Here is a 16,319-nt window from a genome sequence, read left to right as displayed (position 1 = left end):
CACGCTGACGACGGGGAGGGGCCGTTCGGCGTACCGTCGACAGTGACCGGCGCGGGCCGCCGGGCCGGGTGCGCGACCGGTTCCCCTCCGGACCCCATCCGCGGGGCGCCGGGTTCCGAATGAGGGGCGTGAGAATCTTCGGGACGAGAACGGCACGACGCGCGCTCGCCGCGCTGAGCGGTCTGCTGGCGGGCTGCGCCGCCCTGGCCGTGGCGGAACTGGTGGCCGCCCTGGTCCGTCCGCAGGCGGGCCCCGTCACGGCGGTGGGCGGCGCGGCGATCGACCGCACGCCGGCGCCGGTGAAGGACTGGGCGATCCGCACCTTCGGCACCAACGACAAGCTGGTACTCCAGCTCGGGATCGTCGCGACCCTGGCCCTGTTCGCGGCCCTCATCGGCCTGCTGGCGGCGCGGTACCGGCGGACGGGCTCCGCGGCCGTACTGCTCTTCGGCGCGGTGGGGGCGGCGGCCGCGCTGAGCCGCCCCGATTCCGCCGGGCCGACCGACGCGGCGCCCTCCGTGCTCGGGGCGCTCGCGGCCGCCTTCCTGCTGTGGCTGCTCATCGGACGACTCACGGCACACCGGGGCTCGCCACCGGGCGCCGGCGGGGACCGCGAGGGTGACCGGGACATCGGCTGGGACCGGCGCGGCTTCCTCGTCGCCGCGTCGGCCGCCGCCGCGGCCTCGGCCGGCGCGGCGGTGCTCGGCCGTGCGCTGGGCGCCGGGCGCGGCAAGGACGCCGCCGCCTCCCGCGCCGCCGTCTCGCTTCCCCCACCCGCCTCTCCCGCCCCGGCCACCCCGGCGGCCGCGCGGCTGCGGGTCCCCGGCATCGCGCCGTTCATCACCCCGAACAAGGACTTCTACCGGGTCGACACCGCGCTCGTCGTGCCCAAGGTGGACGCCACGACCTGGCGGCTGCGGATCCACGGCCTCGGACTCGCGCGCCCGCTCACACTGACCTTCCAGGACCTGCTGGACCGCGAACTGATCGAGCGGAACATCACCTTGACGTGCGTGTCCAACGAGGTGGGAGGACCGTACGTGGGCAATGCCCGCTGGATCGGCACACGCCTCGCCGACCTGCTGAAGGAGGCCGGTGTGAAGCCTCCGTCACGCGGTGGCCGGGCCGACCAGCTGGTGGCGCGGTCCGTGGACGGGATGACGCTCGGCACGCCGGTCGAGGACGTCATGGACGGACGGGACGCCATGCTCGCGGTCGGTATGAACGGCGAGCCGCTCCCCTTCGACCACGGCTTCCCCGTACGCATGGTCGTCCCCGGCCTGTACGGGTACGTCTCCGCCTGCAAGTGGATCCAGGACATCGAACTGACCACGTTCGCCGCGTACGACCCGTACTGGGTCAAGCGCTCATGGGCCCGTGAGGCGCCCGTCAAGACCCAGTCGCGCATCGACACGCCCAAGCCCTTCGCCCGGCCCCGGGCCGGCACGGTCATGGTCGCCGGTGTCGCCTGGGCCCAGCACCGCGGCATCGACAAGGTCGAGATCCGCGTCGACGACGGCCCGTGGCGCCCCGCCGACCTCGCGGCCGAGGACACCCGCGACACCTGGCGCCAGTGGTCCTTCCCCTGGAAGGCCACCCCGGGCAACCACACCCTGACCGTCCGCGCCACCGACCGCACCGGCCGGGTACAGACCGAACGGCGCACCAAGACCGTCCCCGACGGGGCGAGCGGCCGGCACTCGGTGGTCGTCACCGTCGAATGACCCGCGCGACGCCATCGGCCGACGGCGTCCGGCCGCCTCCACCGGGCCGCCTCACCGCCCGCGCCCGCCGGACAGCCGCTCCCAGGCCTCCGTGAACATCTCGTGGAGCGGCGCCGTCGGCAGCACCCGGCCGAACGGGGCGCGGATCTCGTTCCGCCACAGCGGCCGCACCAGGTGGGTCGCCAACTTGACCGTCTCCAGCGGCAGATGGGGCGCCTTCAGCTCGGTCCACTCGCCGGGCAGGAACACCGTACGGCCCGCCCGCGCCCGCCTGGCCTCCACCACCGCGCCGGTGGCCAGGAGTTCCGCCCGCACCTGAGCGTGCCGCTTGGCCGACCAGCCGTTCCACCGCCGCACGTTCCGGTCGGTGGGCGTGGCGAGCGTCGCCACCTGCAGGTACAGCGTCGCGGCGTCCGCACCCACGCCGAGGTCCGCCGCCGCGCGCGTGACCAGCTCCGGGCAGGACCGGCGCGGATCCGCCTCGTACGCGCCGGCCGGCACCGCTCCCGAACGGGCCCGGCGCATCATCCGGTCGAGACCGCCACCGGCCAGCAGCGGCGCCACGCGGTCCAGCTCTTCGGCGAGGTCGGTGACCTCGCGGACCCGCCGCCACACCTCCGGGTCGGCGACCGCCGCCGGCCGCAGGAAGGAGGCACCGCCGGGCGCGCACACCACCAGCGGTCCGGAGTCGTACGCGACCAGCGGCACCGGTCCCGCCTCCTTGCGGCGGTCCTCCGCGACCGGCAGCCGCGCGGGCCCGAACCGCTCCGCGATCCGCGCCGACGTGTCACCGACCCGCCCGCCGGGCAGCGCCAGCAGCAGCTCCGCACGGTCCAGTTCGGCCCGCAGCCGCTCGTACAGCGCCATCGCGCCGGCCACGGCCGGATCGCCGACGGGCCGGTCCGTCCACGCCCACACCAGCGCGCCGGCGACCAGCCCCAGCGGGAGACCCGCCGGAGTGCCGTAGGGCGGTTCGAGCCCCTCCGGCGGCACCGCCCTGACCTCCGCGCCGATGCCGTACGGGGTCGCCGCCAGCTCCCAGCCGGCCGCGGGAACCGTTCCGTCGTCGGCGGCCTCGTAGCCGCCCCGCAGCCGCCGAGCCCACACCTCCGAGAGACCCAGGTCGGCCTCCAGGGCGTCGGCCGCCTCGTCGTCGACGGCGGGCAGGGTCCCGATCAGCTCCCGCCACACCCCGGCCATCCGTTCCACGGCCGCGTCGACTCCGCCGGGCCGCCACAGCTCGGCCGGGTCCTCGGGCAGGGCGGCGGCCAGCACGGCCCGCCGACCGGCGGGCCCAAGCCGGGCGCGCAGCCGCTCGTACGACTCGGCCGTCATCGGGCTCGCCCGGTAGGGGGCCTTGCGCACCAGGGCGCGGTCCTCGTCCTGGCCGGGCCTGCCGACCAGACCGGCCACCACGAGACGGGCCACCGCCCTTCGCACGCCCGTCAGTTCGGCGAAGCGCGCGGCCGCCGACTCCGGCACCGGGACCGGCCCGTGCGCGTCGACCGCGGCCACCAGGACCCGGAGCCGGGCGGCGTCGTCCCGCTCCACCCGCACGCACCGCGCCTCGGGGACCGCCGCCGGTACCGGGTCGCCGCCGGGATCACCGGTGGCGGGCGCCACGAACCAGCACGCCGACTCCCCGGTCCGCACCGGGGCGGACGCCACGGCGGTCCCACCCGCCCGCAATCCGTCCAGGATCCCGGCGTCCGACACGCGGCCCACCCACCACCGGCCGCCCGCACGCGCGAACGGCTGGTCGGCCCAGGTGTCCAGGAGGGCCAGCAGAGCGGTCCGCGCCGCGTCCGGGGTCGGTGCCACCGCCGCCCGCCACGCCGCCGCGTCGACCGTGCCCAGCAGCTGCGACCAGTCGTGCGGCGGCGCCGGCGGGGAGAGCCGCCGGACCTCCTCCGCCATCGTCCCGGCCAGGCAGGCGCCGTCGGCGGCCAGCGCGCTCAGCGTCGCCGGCAGGGCCACGGGCGGGGTCCGCCGCCACGGATCGGGCTCCCCGTCCGACACCAGCCCGAACAGGGCGGGCACCAACTCGCTGTCGGGCGCGGACCGGCGCGGCAGGGCCTGCGGAGCCTCGGCGAACAGGGCGACGCGCCGGTGCAGGGCACGCCGACGCTCCTCCACCCGCGCGGCCCGCTCCGCCACGGCCACGACCGCCTCCACCAGCACCGGATCGGTGACCTGCGGCAACTCCCGGGCCACAGCCGTACGCAGGGCATCCGCGCCGTCGAAGGCGGCCGCCAGCAGCGTCTCGGCCGCGGGCCGCCCCACGGCCCGCAGGGCCCGGGACCCGGCCGCGTCCCTGGTCCGCAGCAGGTACCAGAACGCGGGCGGCAGGGCCACACCCCCCGACACGGTGACTGGCCTGGCCGGCTTCACCCGCCGATGCCGGGGTGAGGGGTGGCCGTCGAGCTCCCACAGCAGGACGCCGTCGGCGGCGTACGCGCGCACCCCCGTCCGGGTCTGCGCCTCGGCGAGTACCACGTCCTGCGCCGCGCCCTCCGGCGGCGCCCACAGCCCCCAGGGCTCCTGCCCCGGCCGGTCGATGTCGAACCGGGCCGTGCGCCCGTCCACGCTCTCCACCAGGAAGTGGTCGGGCGCGTGGTCCCGGTGCCGGGTGCGGAACAGCACCCGCGTACCGACCAGCCCGTCCCGGCTGCCCAGCGGCGATCCGGCCAGTCCGGCGGGGAGCGGCGCCAGCTGCAGGGCCTCCACCGCCAGGGCCATCCCCGCCTCCGACGGCGCAGCGGCCGGATCGGAGCTCGCGGCCCGGCCCGGGAAGTCCGGCAGCGGCGTCGCGCCCCGGGGTTCCCCGGTGACCGGGTCCACGACCTCCCACGGCCGGTCCCCGTAGACGGTGTTGGTCCAGATCCGGGAGCCGTCGCCGAGCTGCAACTCGTCCCCGTCGATGCCCTCCGTACCGCCAGGACGCAGCACCCGCCGCCCGCCGTGCCGCCCGCCCGCGTCGGCGGTCTCGAACTGGAAGCCGTAGGCGCCGTCCAGGCTGCCGCCGAACGGCACGAGACCCCCCACCTCGTCCGGCGTGAACGGCTCCTCGGGACGGTCGGCCCAGACGGCGGTGTCGCAGTGGTACGGGTTCGCCGCGAGGGTCCAGCTCACCAGGAAGGAGCCGCCCACGTAATGGACGGCGAACATGGTCGCGTCCTCCGGCACCGTGTACCGGCAGGAGCCCCGCACCCCGTCCGGCGCGACGGCGACCGCCCGGTCGCGCCCGAACACGGTCAGCACCGGCCAGGTGCAGGTCACCCCGGCAACACCGTCGCCCATCCGACCGGCAACGCCGCCCGTCGCCCGTACGGCCTCGCCGTCCGCCGCCCGTGCGGCCTCGGCGTCCGCCCCTCCGGCAACACCGTCCCCCGCCCCTCCGGTCTCGCCGCCCCCCGCCCCTCCGGCATAGGCGAGCTGCACCCCTCCGCTCTCGCCGCCCGCCACCCCTCCGGCCTCGGCGTCCGCCCCTCCGGCAACACCGTCGCCCGCCCCTCCGGCGACACCGTCCCCCCTCCCTCCGGCATCGGCGTCCGCCGCGAACCGGGCGTACACCGACTCCAGGGCGGGCCAGGCCAGTTCCTCCGGCAGACCGGCCGCCAGTGAGCGCCGCAGCGCCCCCGCCGCGCTCGCCCCGGCCAGGGCGTCGGCGATCCCGCCGAGCGCCGCCACCGTCGGCCGGTCCAGCAGCGTCTCCAGTTCGGCCACGGCCTCCTCGGCGCCCGCCATGCCGCCGCCCGCGACCGTGTCGAGGAACTTGCCGACGCGCCCCGCCACCTCGTGGGCGATGCCCTCGTTGCCGGGCAGCAGGGTCACCGCCGACCCGGGGCGGCGCCGACCCGCCGGGAAGCGACTCGGCATCAGGTCCGCGTGGACGGTGCCCTCCAGCCGGGGGCCGAACACCGGGTCGGCGGCCAGCGCGGCGAGGTCCCGGCGGGACCGCTCGCCCCAGAAGCGCATCCCGATCTCCGGGCCCGGGTCGACAACGGTGACCCCCGCCGCCAGACAGGCGTCCAGCACGTCCGCGTCGAAGCCCTGGTAGTAGTGCCGGGTGGTGTGCAGCGTCACCGGGGCGCCCGCCGCCCTGAGCCGTGGCCCCAACCGGCCCACCAGGTCGAGGAACTCCTCCGGCAGCGGCTGCCGCCCGACTCCGCCGCCGGACCGCGCCGTGTACTGGTACATGTGGACGAAGGTGCCGACCCACTGCCGCAGCCCGCCCTGCGGCACCACCCGCCCGGCCTCCATCGCCTCCGCCGCACCGCAGCCGATCAGCGTCCGCAGCCACTCCCCGCCGTCGGTAGCCCCGTCCGGGAAGATCTCCACCAGCCCGGCGGCGACCGCGTCCACCGGCGGATGGGCCGCCAGGACCGGGCCGGCGGCGGCCAGCAGCGCGTCCGGCACGGACTTCTTCCGGGTGACCGACAGGATCGCGCCCACCAGCCGCGCGACCTCTTCGTCCCCGTGCCCGGCCGCCTTGGCGGAGGCCCGTATGCCACGCACCAGATCCGCGGGCAGGTCCGCCGGTGAACCGGCCCACGCGGTCAGGAACACGTCCAGGGCCGCGTGGGCCGCCTCCGGCTCCAGCGTCTCGGCGAGGAACCGCTGATGCGCCCGGAACTCCTTGGCCGGCATGGCGCCGCCCGCCGCGAACAGCAGCGCGTTGGCGCGGCGGTAGCCGGAGTCCACCGGCAGCCCGTGCTCGGCCTCGGCCGCCCGCGCCGCCGCGTAGGCCCGCCCGCCCGGCCGGCTCCCGTATCCGATCAGCCGATGCCCCACGGTGTCCCAGAACCACGGCAGGTGCGCGGGCGGCAGCCGCCGCGCCCGCGCCGCCATCGCGTCCACGAACCGGCCCGGCTTGGTCCAGGACCGGTTGAGTTCGGCGCGCATCTCGTCGATCAGATCGCGCGCGGTCCCGGCGGCGTCGGGGTCGTGGGCGGCGACCCAGTCGGCGTAGGTGGTGGAGGTGTGCGGTCCGGCGGTGGGCAGCAGGGCGTCAAGCGAGACGATCATGTTCCGGATCGTCGCACGCCCCACTGACACCACATACGCCAGAGCCCTACCTGACACCGCTGAGCCCCGCCGACACTCCTCGACTCCGGGCAGGAACAGATCCATCAGTAGAACTACGGAATCAGCCACGGAAGCCACCGGATCCTGCCTGCTCATGGCCGGCGGGCCGGGTCACTCGTTCTACGTTGCTAAGGTCCGGCGACCGGATCGCCGAGGCAGGTGCCAGCGGGCCGCCCTTCAGTCCTCAGATGAGCGAAGTCATGAGTGAATCCCTTTTTGCTGCCGTCGCAGCTGTTCATGGTAGTGATCCCACCGAGCGTGCCGCACTGGTCCGCTCCCTGACCGCCGACGGCGCGGATGTCTCGGCGCGTGACGCGAGCGGGGCCACCCCGCTGCACCGGGCGGTGAAGGCCGCGTACGGCGCGGACGACCCGCTGCCGTCCCTCGAGGTGATACGGGCGCTGCTGGAGTGCGGTGCGGATGTGCACGCCGTCGACAACCGCGGTGCCGCCCCCGCCGGGTGGGCCGTGGCCTCGAACGACTCCGATCCGGCGGCGCGCGTGGAACGCTCGTTGCAGGTGCTGGCGCTGCTCGTGGAGCACGGTGCCCGACTGGACGGCCCGAGCGGCCTCACCACCGGGGGATCTCTGGCTCACCACAGCACCGCGGCCGTGCCGGTGTACGCGTTCCTGCTCGACCACGGCGCACCGATCGACGAGGTCGACGCTCACGGCGACACTCCGCTGCACGTGACCGTACGGTCCCAGCGGCCTGCGCTGGTGCGGCTCCTGCTGGAGCGCGGTGCCGACACCGCCGCCGTCAACCGCCTCGGCCAGACCCCGTTGGGTATCGCGATGCGTCTGCCGGAGCACAGCGCCCGGCAGCGGCAGGCACGGCACGAGATCGTGTCCCTGTTGCAGGCGGCGGATGCCCCGGCACATGTGAGTCTGACCGTGGTCGAGGGCGGGCCGCTGCCGATCGACATGGACGCGATCCGCCGGGCCGCCGCGGTGATGCGGGCCGAGCAGGCCGCGGCGTGCGAGGCTGCCGGGGTCCCCGCCGACAGCGGCAGTCTCGCTCGGCTGGTCGCGCCGGACTTCGACAGCTACCAGGACCTGGCCTCCGAACTGGGCCACACCTGCGACCCCGACCTGCTGCCGTCGGTGCCCCGGCTCTGCGCCGCCGCCCTCGGCGACACCGGCACGGCACGCACCCTGACCGGTGATCAGCAGCTGGACGCGCCGTTCTTCCACCACGGTGATCTGGTGGTGAAGGGCGCCCTGCGCGTGGTGGCGCCCTTCGTGGTCACCGGTTCGCTGACGGTCGACGGTGTGCTGGCCGACAGCGGCCCGGACTCGGTGGTGGCGATCGGTGGCGGGGTGGCGGCCCGCGGTGTGTTCACCGACGGCGAGATGTACGTCGGTGGCGACATCGAGGCCGAGGTCGTCCACGGCTACTACAACGACCACACCCTCCAGGCGGGCACGATCCGCGCCCGCCTGGTCATCGAGGACGAGCACGAGACGATCGCGAGCGTGCGAGCCGACCTCTACTTCGACGTGTTCGAGTACCAGCAGGGGTACGGCGACGGCGTCCAGGAGCAGCTGCGTGAACTCCTCGTGGACGAGGTCTTCGCCGCGGACGAGGACGAGGACGAGGACGAGGAGATGTTCGACCACTGCCTGCTTCACGCCCGGCTGAGCGAGGGTCTGCCGGTCTTCCGCTCCGACGCGGCCCCCCGAGCCTCCTGAGCGACCCGCCCCCGACCAATGGAGCAGACACACATGGTGCACTCGCCCCCGGGCTACCGCGTCATCACCGTCGAGGAGGCCGAGAAGCGCTTCCGGATCTCCGACGATGTGTGGTACCCGTACGCCGACTTCGCGGACGATCAGGAGATCCGCCTGTACGAGGGCGGACTGCATGCCGTCGGGCACCTGGCGCCGGAGGGCGACGACGACTGGGTGCCGTACAACACCATCGTGGACGGTGACCTCACCGTCGACGGCGACTTGGACTGGTGGGACCACAGCGGCGGCAACTTCCTTGTCGTGACGGGCAGCCTGCGGGCCCGCAACGTGATCCTGGCGGGCTGTCCCAGCGTGGTGGTGCGCGGGGACCTGGAGGTGACGGGCGGCGTCTGCTGCTCGTACGGCGACGACGGCGGCATCCTCACGGTGTGCGGCAGCACCCGCGCCCAACTCGTGATCAGCATGCTCTACTTCGAACTCGTTCTCGCCGAGCAGCCGCAGGCCCTGCTCGTCGCCGACCGCCACCGCAGCAACTGCCCGATCGACTTCGGCGACGACGAGTTGCCCGCCCTCCTGCTGCCCGAACTCCTCGACGGCCACGGCGAGGCGGACGCACGGAGGATCGAGCAGGCCCTGCGCGAGGGGCGGCAGGTGGTGCGAGCGGGCGTGCGCCCGAGCCACCTGGCCGCCCTTGAGGAGCTGGACGCACTGCTGCACCGGGCGCGGGAGGTCACCGAACTCGACCTGTCGGCAAGGCGGCTGAGGCACTTCCCGGAGCAGCTGCTCGCGTTCCCCCGGCTGCGCGTTCTGTCCCTCGCGGACAACGGTGACCTCGGCCGTCTCGACCCGCGCGTCGGCGAGCTCACCGCCCTCGAAGAACTCGACGTCTCGGGCACCGGACTGACCGAACTGCCCCCATCCATCGGCGCCTTGGAGAACCTGCGAGTCCTGGACATCTCCGACAACGACTTCACCACCCGCACGGGGTTGCCGGACTCCCTGGGCGACCTCGGCCGGCTGGAGGTACTGCGCGCCTCGCACCTCACCTGCCCTCTCCCGGCGGCGGTCGTGCGGCTGCGCTCACTGCGCGAACTGGACCTGTCCCGCTTCCGCCAGGGGCGCTACGTCTCCGACACCCCGGTCGACCTCCCCGAGGTCGTCACCCGGCTGGCCGGGCTGTGCTCCCTGGACCTGTCCGGCACCCGGCTGACCTCGGTCCCGGACGAACTGCTGAGTCTGCGGGAGTTGGAGGAGCTCAACCTCGACGACTGCCTGTCCGCCCGAGTGTCCCGCCTGCCCGAACTGGCCCGGCTGCCCCGCCTGCGCGTACTGCGCCTCAGCGGCCAGACCCCGTCCACCGACCAGCGTCCACCCCACCGCGACCTGCTCTCCGGCATCTGGGACATCACCACGCTGGAACACCTGGAGATCGACCGCTGGGGGAAGGAGGTCTTCGAGGGCGCCAAGGTGCGCGAGCCCTTCCGCGCGCTTCCGGACGACGCGTTCGCCCGCACCCCGAACCTGCGGCACATCGACCTGTCGTTCAACGAACTCACCACCCTCCCCGAGCCGTTCTTCGCCCTGCGTCACCTGGCTTTCGTGGGCCTGCGGTACTCCCGGCTCGACCAGTCGACCCTGGAGCGACTGCGCGGCACCTTTCCGGCCGTCCGCATCGACCTCCGCGACACCGGCGGCAAGGAGGACGTCCGGGACCCGAACTGGCAGTCGGTGCACGCGCTGGTCAAGGACGGGGCGGCCAGGCTTCACGCGCAGGACCGCCAGGGAGCCGCGGCCGCCTTCGAGGAAGCCATCGCGCTCTGCGTCGTCGGCGCCCGCTACTCCGACTACGACCAGCTCTACGCCCACTACGGCCTGGTCGACGCCCTCGGCCACCTCGCCGATGGCGTACCGGACCCCGAGCGCCCCGCCCTGACGGCCACGTTCCTCCACTACGCGGAACAGGCCCTCTCCCTGATACCCGACACCATCTGGCACTTCACCGACGAGGGCGCCTTCCAGGAGGAGGTGAGGCGCCGCACCGGCAACGCCCTCGCCTGGCACCTGCTGCACAGCGGCGAACCGGAGCGCGCCCTGGCCGCTGTGGAACAGGCCCTGACGGTCGCCTACGCCCCGGAGTACGACTTCATCCGGGACACCCAGGTCCGCGTCCTGCTCGCCCTCGGCCGCACCGACGACGCCTACCGGGTCGTCGACCAGGTCCTCACCCGCGACCCGTCCTTCGGCGACTTCACCGACATCGCGGCCCTGCCCGGGTTCCAGGCGTGGCGGCAGGCCCAGCGCGTCCACCAGGCCCTCGGAGACGGCCGGTGACCTCCTCACCCGCCACGCAACCGGTCGCCCGACCCCTCTCGGACGTCGACCAGGTGCCCGGGACCGAACCTCGGCCCAGGCGCCGTCGGTCCCGGACATCGGCCCACAGGCCGGCTCAGGCGTGAAGTCCCAGAGAGGTCACACGGGCGCCGCCGCCCCCCGTCCTGGTCCGCCATAGAGCAGTTCCGACAGGGTGCGGCGGCGTTCGCCTATCAGATGTCCCGGAAGATCTCGATCTGTGCGCCCACCGAGTTCAGGCGCTCCGCCAGGTCCTCGTAGCCGCGGTTGATGACGTAGACGTTGCGCAGCACCGACGTGCCCTCGGCGGCCATCATCGCGAGGAGGACGACCACGGCGGGGCGCAGGGCGGGCGGGCACATCATCTCGGCCGCGCGCCAGCGGGTCGGGCCCTCGACCAGGACGCGGTGCGGGTCGAGCAGCTGGAGGCGGCCGCCGAGCCGGTTCAGGTCCGTGAGGTAGATCGCCCGGTTGTCGTAGACCCAGTCGTGGATGAGGGTCTGGCCCTGGGCGGCGGCGGCGATCGCCGCGAAGAACGGCACGTTGTCGATGTTCAGGCCGGGGAACGGCATCGGGTGGATCTTGTCGATGGGCGCCTCCAGCTTGGAGGGCCGCACGGTGAGGTCGGTGAGCCGGGTGCGGCCGTTGTCCGCGGTGTACTCGGCCGACCTGTCGTGGTCGAGGCCCATCTCCTCCAGTACGGCGAGCTCGATCTCCAGGAACTCGATCGGCACCCGGCGGATCGTCAGCTCCGACTCGGTGACGACGGCGGCCGCCAGGAGGCTCATCGCCTCTACCGGGTCCTCGGAGGGGGAGTAGTCGACGTCCACGTCGATGTGGGGCACGCCGTGCACGGTCAGGGTCGTCGTGCCGACGCCGTCCACCCGTACGCCCAGCGCCTCCAGGAAGAAGCACAGGTCCTGGACCATGTAGTTGGAGGAGGCGTTGCGGATGACGGTGACACCGTTGTGGCGGGCGGCGGCGAGCAGCGCGTTCTCGGTCACGGTGTCGCCGCGCTCGGTCAGCACGATCGGGCGGTCCGGCGAGACGTCCGGGTCGACCTCGGCGTGGTACAGGCCCTCGGTGGCGGTGATGTCCAGGCCGAACCTGCGCAGGGCGATCATGTGCGGCTCGATGGTGCGGGTGCCGAGGTCGCAGCCGCCCGCGTACGGCAGCTTGAAGGCCCGCAGGCGGTGCACCAGCGGTCCGAGGAACATGATGATCGACCGGGTGCGCCGGGCGGCGTCCGCGTCGATGGCCTCCATGTTCAGCTCCGCCGGCGGGACGATCTCCAGGTCCATGCCGTCGTTGATCCAGCGGGTGCGGACGCCGATGGAGTTGAGTACCTCCAGCAGGCGGTAGACCTCCTCGATCCGGGCGACCCGGCGCAGGACCGTGCGGCCCTTGTTGAGGAGGGTGGCGCACAGCAGGGCCACGCACGCGTTCTTGCTGGTCTTGACGTCGATGGAACCGGACAGCCGCCGTCCGCCGACGACCCGCAGATGCATCGGTCCGGCGTAGCCGAGGGACACGATCTCGCTGTCGAGGGCCTCCCCGATGCGGGCGATCATCTCAAGGCTGATGTTCTGGTTGCCGCGCTCGATGCGGTTGACGGCACTCTGACTGGTGGCCAGCGCCTCGGCGAGCTGCGCTTGTGTCCATCCACGATGCTGCCGGGCGTCACGGATGAGCCTGCCGATGCGTACGAGGTAGTCGTCTGCCATGGCGGCAGGCTATCTCAGATATGAGATGAACCCCGCATCCAGGGTGGGCCGTCGGGGTGATGGCCCCGGTCTGGCGGGAGTTGGGCGCGGTGCGACTCGATGCTCGCCGATCTGCCGCGCCTCCGCCACCCGAACGCCGCCGAACGTGAACAGACGTACCGTCAATCGGCAAACGAGATGGAGCGCGGCGAAACAGGTCAAACCGAGCATTTGGAGCATTACGGGTGATGTGCGGCGCGGTGCGGGCCGGTGGGCCCGTCCGTCCCGGTTCCGGCCGCGTCGAGGCGCTCCGGGAGATGGGCCACGATCAGTGCGACGGCCTCCTCGGCGGAGTCGGTCTCGCCGATGACGTCGCCCCACCGGTCGGCCTTCACCTCGAACCGTCCGTCGAGTCGGGCCACCCCTGTCGGCGCCTCGGTGAGTCGGTCTCCCGGGCCTCGGCGTAGGCGTTCCCGTCCATGCCGACAGTGTGACCGCCGATGGGGCGACCGCCGACAGGGCGTCTGCGGGCGGTGCGGCCGCCGGTGGTGCGACTGCCGACGGTCTGACCGCCGGTCCGGCCTCCGGTCCGGCCCGCCGGTTCCGTGACAGGCGCGGCCGGGCATGACCGGGCAGCGGTGATGTACTAGAGTTATCTCGACATCGAGATATCCGCCGAAGACGCACCGCGGCCGCCAGCTGGTAAGGGTCACCTAACTAAGCCTTACCTTAGCGGATCGGCGAAATGTCGTGGCGGCAGGATGCGGTAGAACGCGCACATTGATGAAGGAGACTGTCGTGTCGGCGAACAGCTTCGACGCCCGCAGCACGCTGCGCGTGGGCGACGAGTCGTACGAGATCTTCAGGCTGGACAAGGTGGAGGGCTCCGCGCGCCTCCCTTACAGCCTCAAGGTCCTCCTGGAGAACCTGCTCCGCACCGAGGACGGCGCGAACATCACCGCCGACCACATCCGGGCCCTCGGCGGCTGGGACTCGCAGGCGCAGCCCAGCCAGGAGATCCAGTTCACGCCGGCCCGCGTGATCATGCAGGACTTCACCGGTGTGCCGTGTGTCGTGGACCTCGCGACCATGCGCGAGGCCGTGAAGGAGCTCGGCGGCGACCCTGCGAAGATCAACCCGCTGGCCCCCGCCGAGCTGGTCATCGACCACTCCGTCATCGCCGACAAGTTCGGCACGAAGGACGCCTTCGGCCAGAACGTCGAGCTGGAGTACGGCCGCAACAAGGAGCGCTACCAGTTCCTGCGCTGGGGCCAGACCGCCTTCGACGAGTTCAAGGTCGTCCCGCCCGGCACCGGCATCGTCCACCAGGTCAACATCGAGCACCTGGCCCGTACCGTCATGGTCCGGGGCGGCCAGGCGTACCCCGACACCCTCGTCGGCACCGACTCGCACACCACCATGGTCAACGGCCTCGGTGTGCTGGGCTGGGGCGTCGGCGGCATCGAGGCCGAGGCCGCGATGCTGGGCCAGCCGGTCTCCATGCTCATCCCGCGCGTCGTCGGCTTCAAGCTGACCGGCGAGCTGCCCACCGGCACCACCGCCACCGACCTGGTGCTCACCATCACCGAGATGCTGCGCAAGCACGGCGTCGTCGGCAAGTTCGTGGAGTTCTACGGTGAGGGCGTGGCCGCGACCTCCCTCGCCAACCGCGCCACCATCGGCAACATGTCGCCGGAGTTCGGCTCCACCGCCGCGATCTTCCCGATCGACGGCGAGACCCTGAAGTACCTGAAGCTCACCGGCCGCAGCGAGCAGCAGGTCGCCCTGGTCGAGGCGTACGCCAAGGAGCAGGGCCTCTGGCTGGACCCGGCCGCCGAGCCGGACTTCTCCGAGAAGCTGGAGCTCGACCTCTCCACGGTCGTCCCGTCGATCGCCGGCCCGAAGCGCCCGCAGGACCGTATCGTCCTCGCGAACGCCGCCGAGCAGTTCGCGCAGGACGTGCGCAACTACGTCGACGACGTGGACGAGGCGGGCAAGGAGTCGTTCCCCGCCTCCGACGCCCCGGCGAACACGCCGAACGGCGCCCCGTCGAAGCCGGTCACCGTCACGGCCCCCGACGGTTCGACGTACGAGATCGACCACGGCGCCGTCACGGTCGCCGCGATCACCTCCTGCACCAACACCTCGAACCCGTACGTCATGGTCGCCGCCGCGCTGGTGGCCAAGAAGGCGGTCGAGAAGGGCCTGACCCGCAAGCCGTGGGTCAAGACCACGCTCGCCCCGGGTTCCAAGGTCGTCACCGACTACTTCGACAAGTCGGGCCTCACCCCGTACCTCGACAAGGTGGGCTTCAACCTGGTCGGCTACGGCTGCACCACCTGCATCGGCAACTCCGGCCCGCTGCCGGAGGAGGTTTCCAAGGCCGTCAACGACCACGACCTCGCCGTGACGTCCGTGCTCTCCGGCAACCGCAACTTCGAGGGCCGGATCAACCCCGACGTCAAGATGAACTACCTGGCCTCCCCGCCGCTGGTCGTCGCGTACGCCCTGGCGGGCTCCATGAAGGTGGACATCACCAGGGACGCGCTGGGCACCGACACCGAGGGCAACCCGGTGTACCTGAAGGACGTCTGGCCGACGGAGGCCGAGGTCAACGACGTCGTCGCCAACGCCATCGGCGAGGACATGTTCTCCAAGTCCTACCAGGACGTCTTCGCGGGCGACGCCCAGTGGCAGGCGCTGCCCATCCCGACCGGCAACACCTTCGAGTGGGACACCGAGTCGACGTACGTCCGCAAGCCCCCGTACTTCGAGGGCATGACGATGGAGCCGGCCCCGGTCGAGGACATCGCCGGTGCCCGTGTCCTGGCCAAGCTGGGCGACTCGGTCACCACCGACCACATCTCCCCGGCCGGCGCCATCAAGGCCGACACCCCGGCCGGCCAGTACCTCACGGAGCACGGTGTCGAGCGCCGCGACTTCAACAGCTACGGCTCGCGCCGCGGCAACCACGAGGTCATGATCCGCGGTACGTTCGCCAACATCCGCCTGCGCAACCAGATCGCGCCGGGCACCGAGGGCGGCTACACGCGTGACTTCACGCGGGACGGCGGACCGGTCTCCTTCATCTACGACGCCTCCCGCAACTACATCGAGCGGGGCATCCCGCTGGTCGTCCTGGCCGGCAAGGAGTACGGCTCCGGCTCGTCCCGCGACTGGGCGGCCAAGGGCACCGCGCTGCTCGGCGTCAAGGCCGTCATCGCCGAGTCGTACGAGCGCATCCACCGCTCGAACCTCATCGGCATGGGCGTGCTGCCGCTCCAGTTCCCGGAGGGCGCCTCGGCGCAGTCCCTGGGCCTGACCGGCGAGGAGACCTTCTCCTTCGCCGGTGTGACCGAGCTGAACGAGGGCCGTACGCCGCGCACGGTCAAGGTCACCACCGACACGGGCGTGGAGTTCGACGCGGTCGTCCGCATCGACACCCCGGGTGAGGCCGACTACTACCGCAACGGCGGCATCATGCAGTACGTGCTGCGTCAACTTGTCGGTTCTTGACCTGACGTGAACGAGCGCCCTGCCCCTGCATCTCGCGCGCGGGGGCAGGGCGCTCGCGCGTGACGGGGTGGAAGACGCGCCTGCGAGCGTGATCGCAGGCGATCTGTTCCCGGAGCGGAGCTGCGCGACCTACGACGACGAAGTACTCCGCACCTGGTACCAGGTGCGGAGTACTTCTGTCCTTGCGAGCGTGTGGCGATGAGAGATGCGAGACCACTTGAACTCCCTTGAAACGGGGTCTCATGGTC

At 72.7% G+C, this 16,319-nt stretch carries 8 protein-coding genes; 5 read left to right on the top strand and 3 right to left on the bottom strand.

Translation table 11 applies throughout. The features are described 5' to 3' along the window. Nucleotides 1–119: 119 nt before the first annotated feature. Nucleotides 120–1,724: a molybdopterin-dependent oxidoreductase gene (locus ACGF5U_RS20115; RefSeq protein WP_392713618.1), complete on the top strand. Its 1,605-nt coding sequence runs from the start codon at nt 120–122 to the stop codon at nt 1,722–1,724. A 51-nt stretch (nt 1,725–1,775) separates the two neighbouring features. Here ACGF5U_RS20115 and ACGF5U_RS20110 read toward each other — a convergent pair whose 3' ends face one another. Then, nucleotides 1,776–6,752 (bottom strand): hypothetical protein, encoded by a 4,977-nt coding sequence (locus ACGF5U_RS20110; protein WP_392713619.1) that lies wholly within the window; start codon nt 6,750–6,752, stop codon nt 1,776–1,778. A 260-nt stretch (nt 6,753–7,012) separates the two neighbouring features. Here ACGF5U_RS20110 and ACGF5U_RS20105 point away from each other — a divergent pair, with 260 nt between their 5' ends. Together ACGF5U_RS20105 and ACGF5U_RS20100 are read left to right on the top strand one after the other, a co-directional pair. Then, nucleotides 7,013–8,503: an ankyrin repeat domain-containing protein gene (locus ACGF5U_RS20105; protein WP_392713620.1), complete on the top strand. Its 1,491-nt coding sequence runs from the start codon at nt 7,013–7,015 to the stop codon at nt 8,501–8,503. A 33-nt stretch (nt 8,504–8,536) separates the two neighbouring features. Beyond that, nucleotides 8,537–10,834, top strand: a complete 2,298-nt coding sequence (locus ACGF5U_RS20100) for a hypothetical protein (protein WP_392713621.1) — start codon at nt 8,537–8,539, stop codon at nt 10,832–10,834. A 212-nt stretch (nt 10,835–11,046) separates the two neighbouring features. On the opposite strand, the gene ACGF5U_RS20095 is transcribed toward ACGF5U_RS20100, so the two are convergent. After that, on the bottom strand, nt 11,047–12,576 hold the full coding sequence (locus tag ACGF5U_RS20095; RefSeq protein WP_392713622.1) for a UDP-N-acetylglucosamine 1-carboxyvinyltransferase: 1,530 nt from the start codon (nt 12,574–12,576) through the stop codon (nt 11,047–11,049). 99 nt (nt 12,577–12,675) lie between these two features. Between ACGF5U_RS20095 and ACGF5U_RS20090 the strand changes: the two genes are divergently transcribed. Beyond that, nucleotides 12,676–12,804, top strand: coding sequence for a hypothetical protein (locus ACGF5U_RS20090; protein WP_392713623.1), 129 nt, complete (start codon nt 12,676–12,678; stop codon nt 12,802–12,804). Here ACGF5U_RS20090 and ACGF5U_RS20085 read toward each other — a convergent pair. After that, nucleotides 12,795–13,181 carry a DUF6193 family natural product biosynthesis protein gene (locus ACGF5U_RS20085; RefSeq protein ID WP_392713742.1) on the bottom strand — a complete coding sequence of 129 codons (387 nt, stop codon included), beginning with the start codon at nt 13,179–13,181 and terminating at the stop codon, nt 12,795–12,797. The two genes, ACGF5U_RS20090 and ACGF5U_RS20085, sit on opposite strands and share 10 nt — an antisense overlap. Nucleotides 13,182–13,353: 172 nt before the next feature. On the opposite strand from ACGF5U_RS20085, the gene acnA reads away from it, so the two are divergent. Further along, entirely contained in the window at nt 13,354–16,071 is a 2,718-nt protein-coding gene (gene acnA, locus ACGF5U_RS20080) for an aconitate hydratase AcnA (protein WP_392713625.1), read from the top strand. The last annotated feature ends 248 nt before the right edge of the window (nt 16,072–16,319 follow it).

This window comes from Streptomyces sp. NPDC047886, from assembly GCF_043204435.1.
Lineage (GTDB): Bacteria > Actinomycetota > Actinomycetes > Streptomycetales > Streptomycetaceae > Streptomyces.
This window is presented reverse-complemented; position numbering and strand designations above follow the sequence as displayed.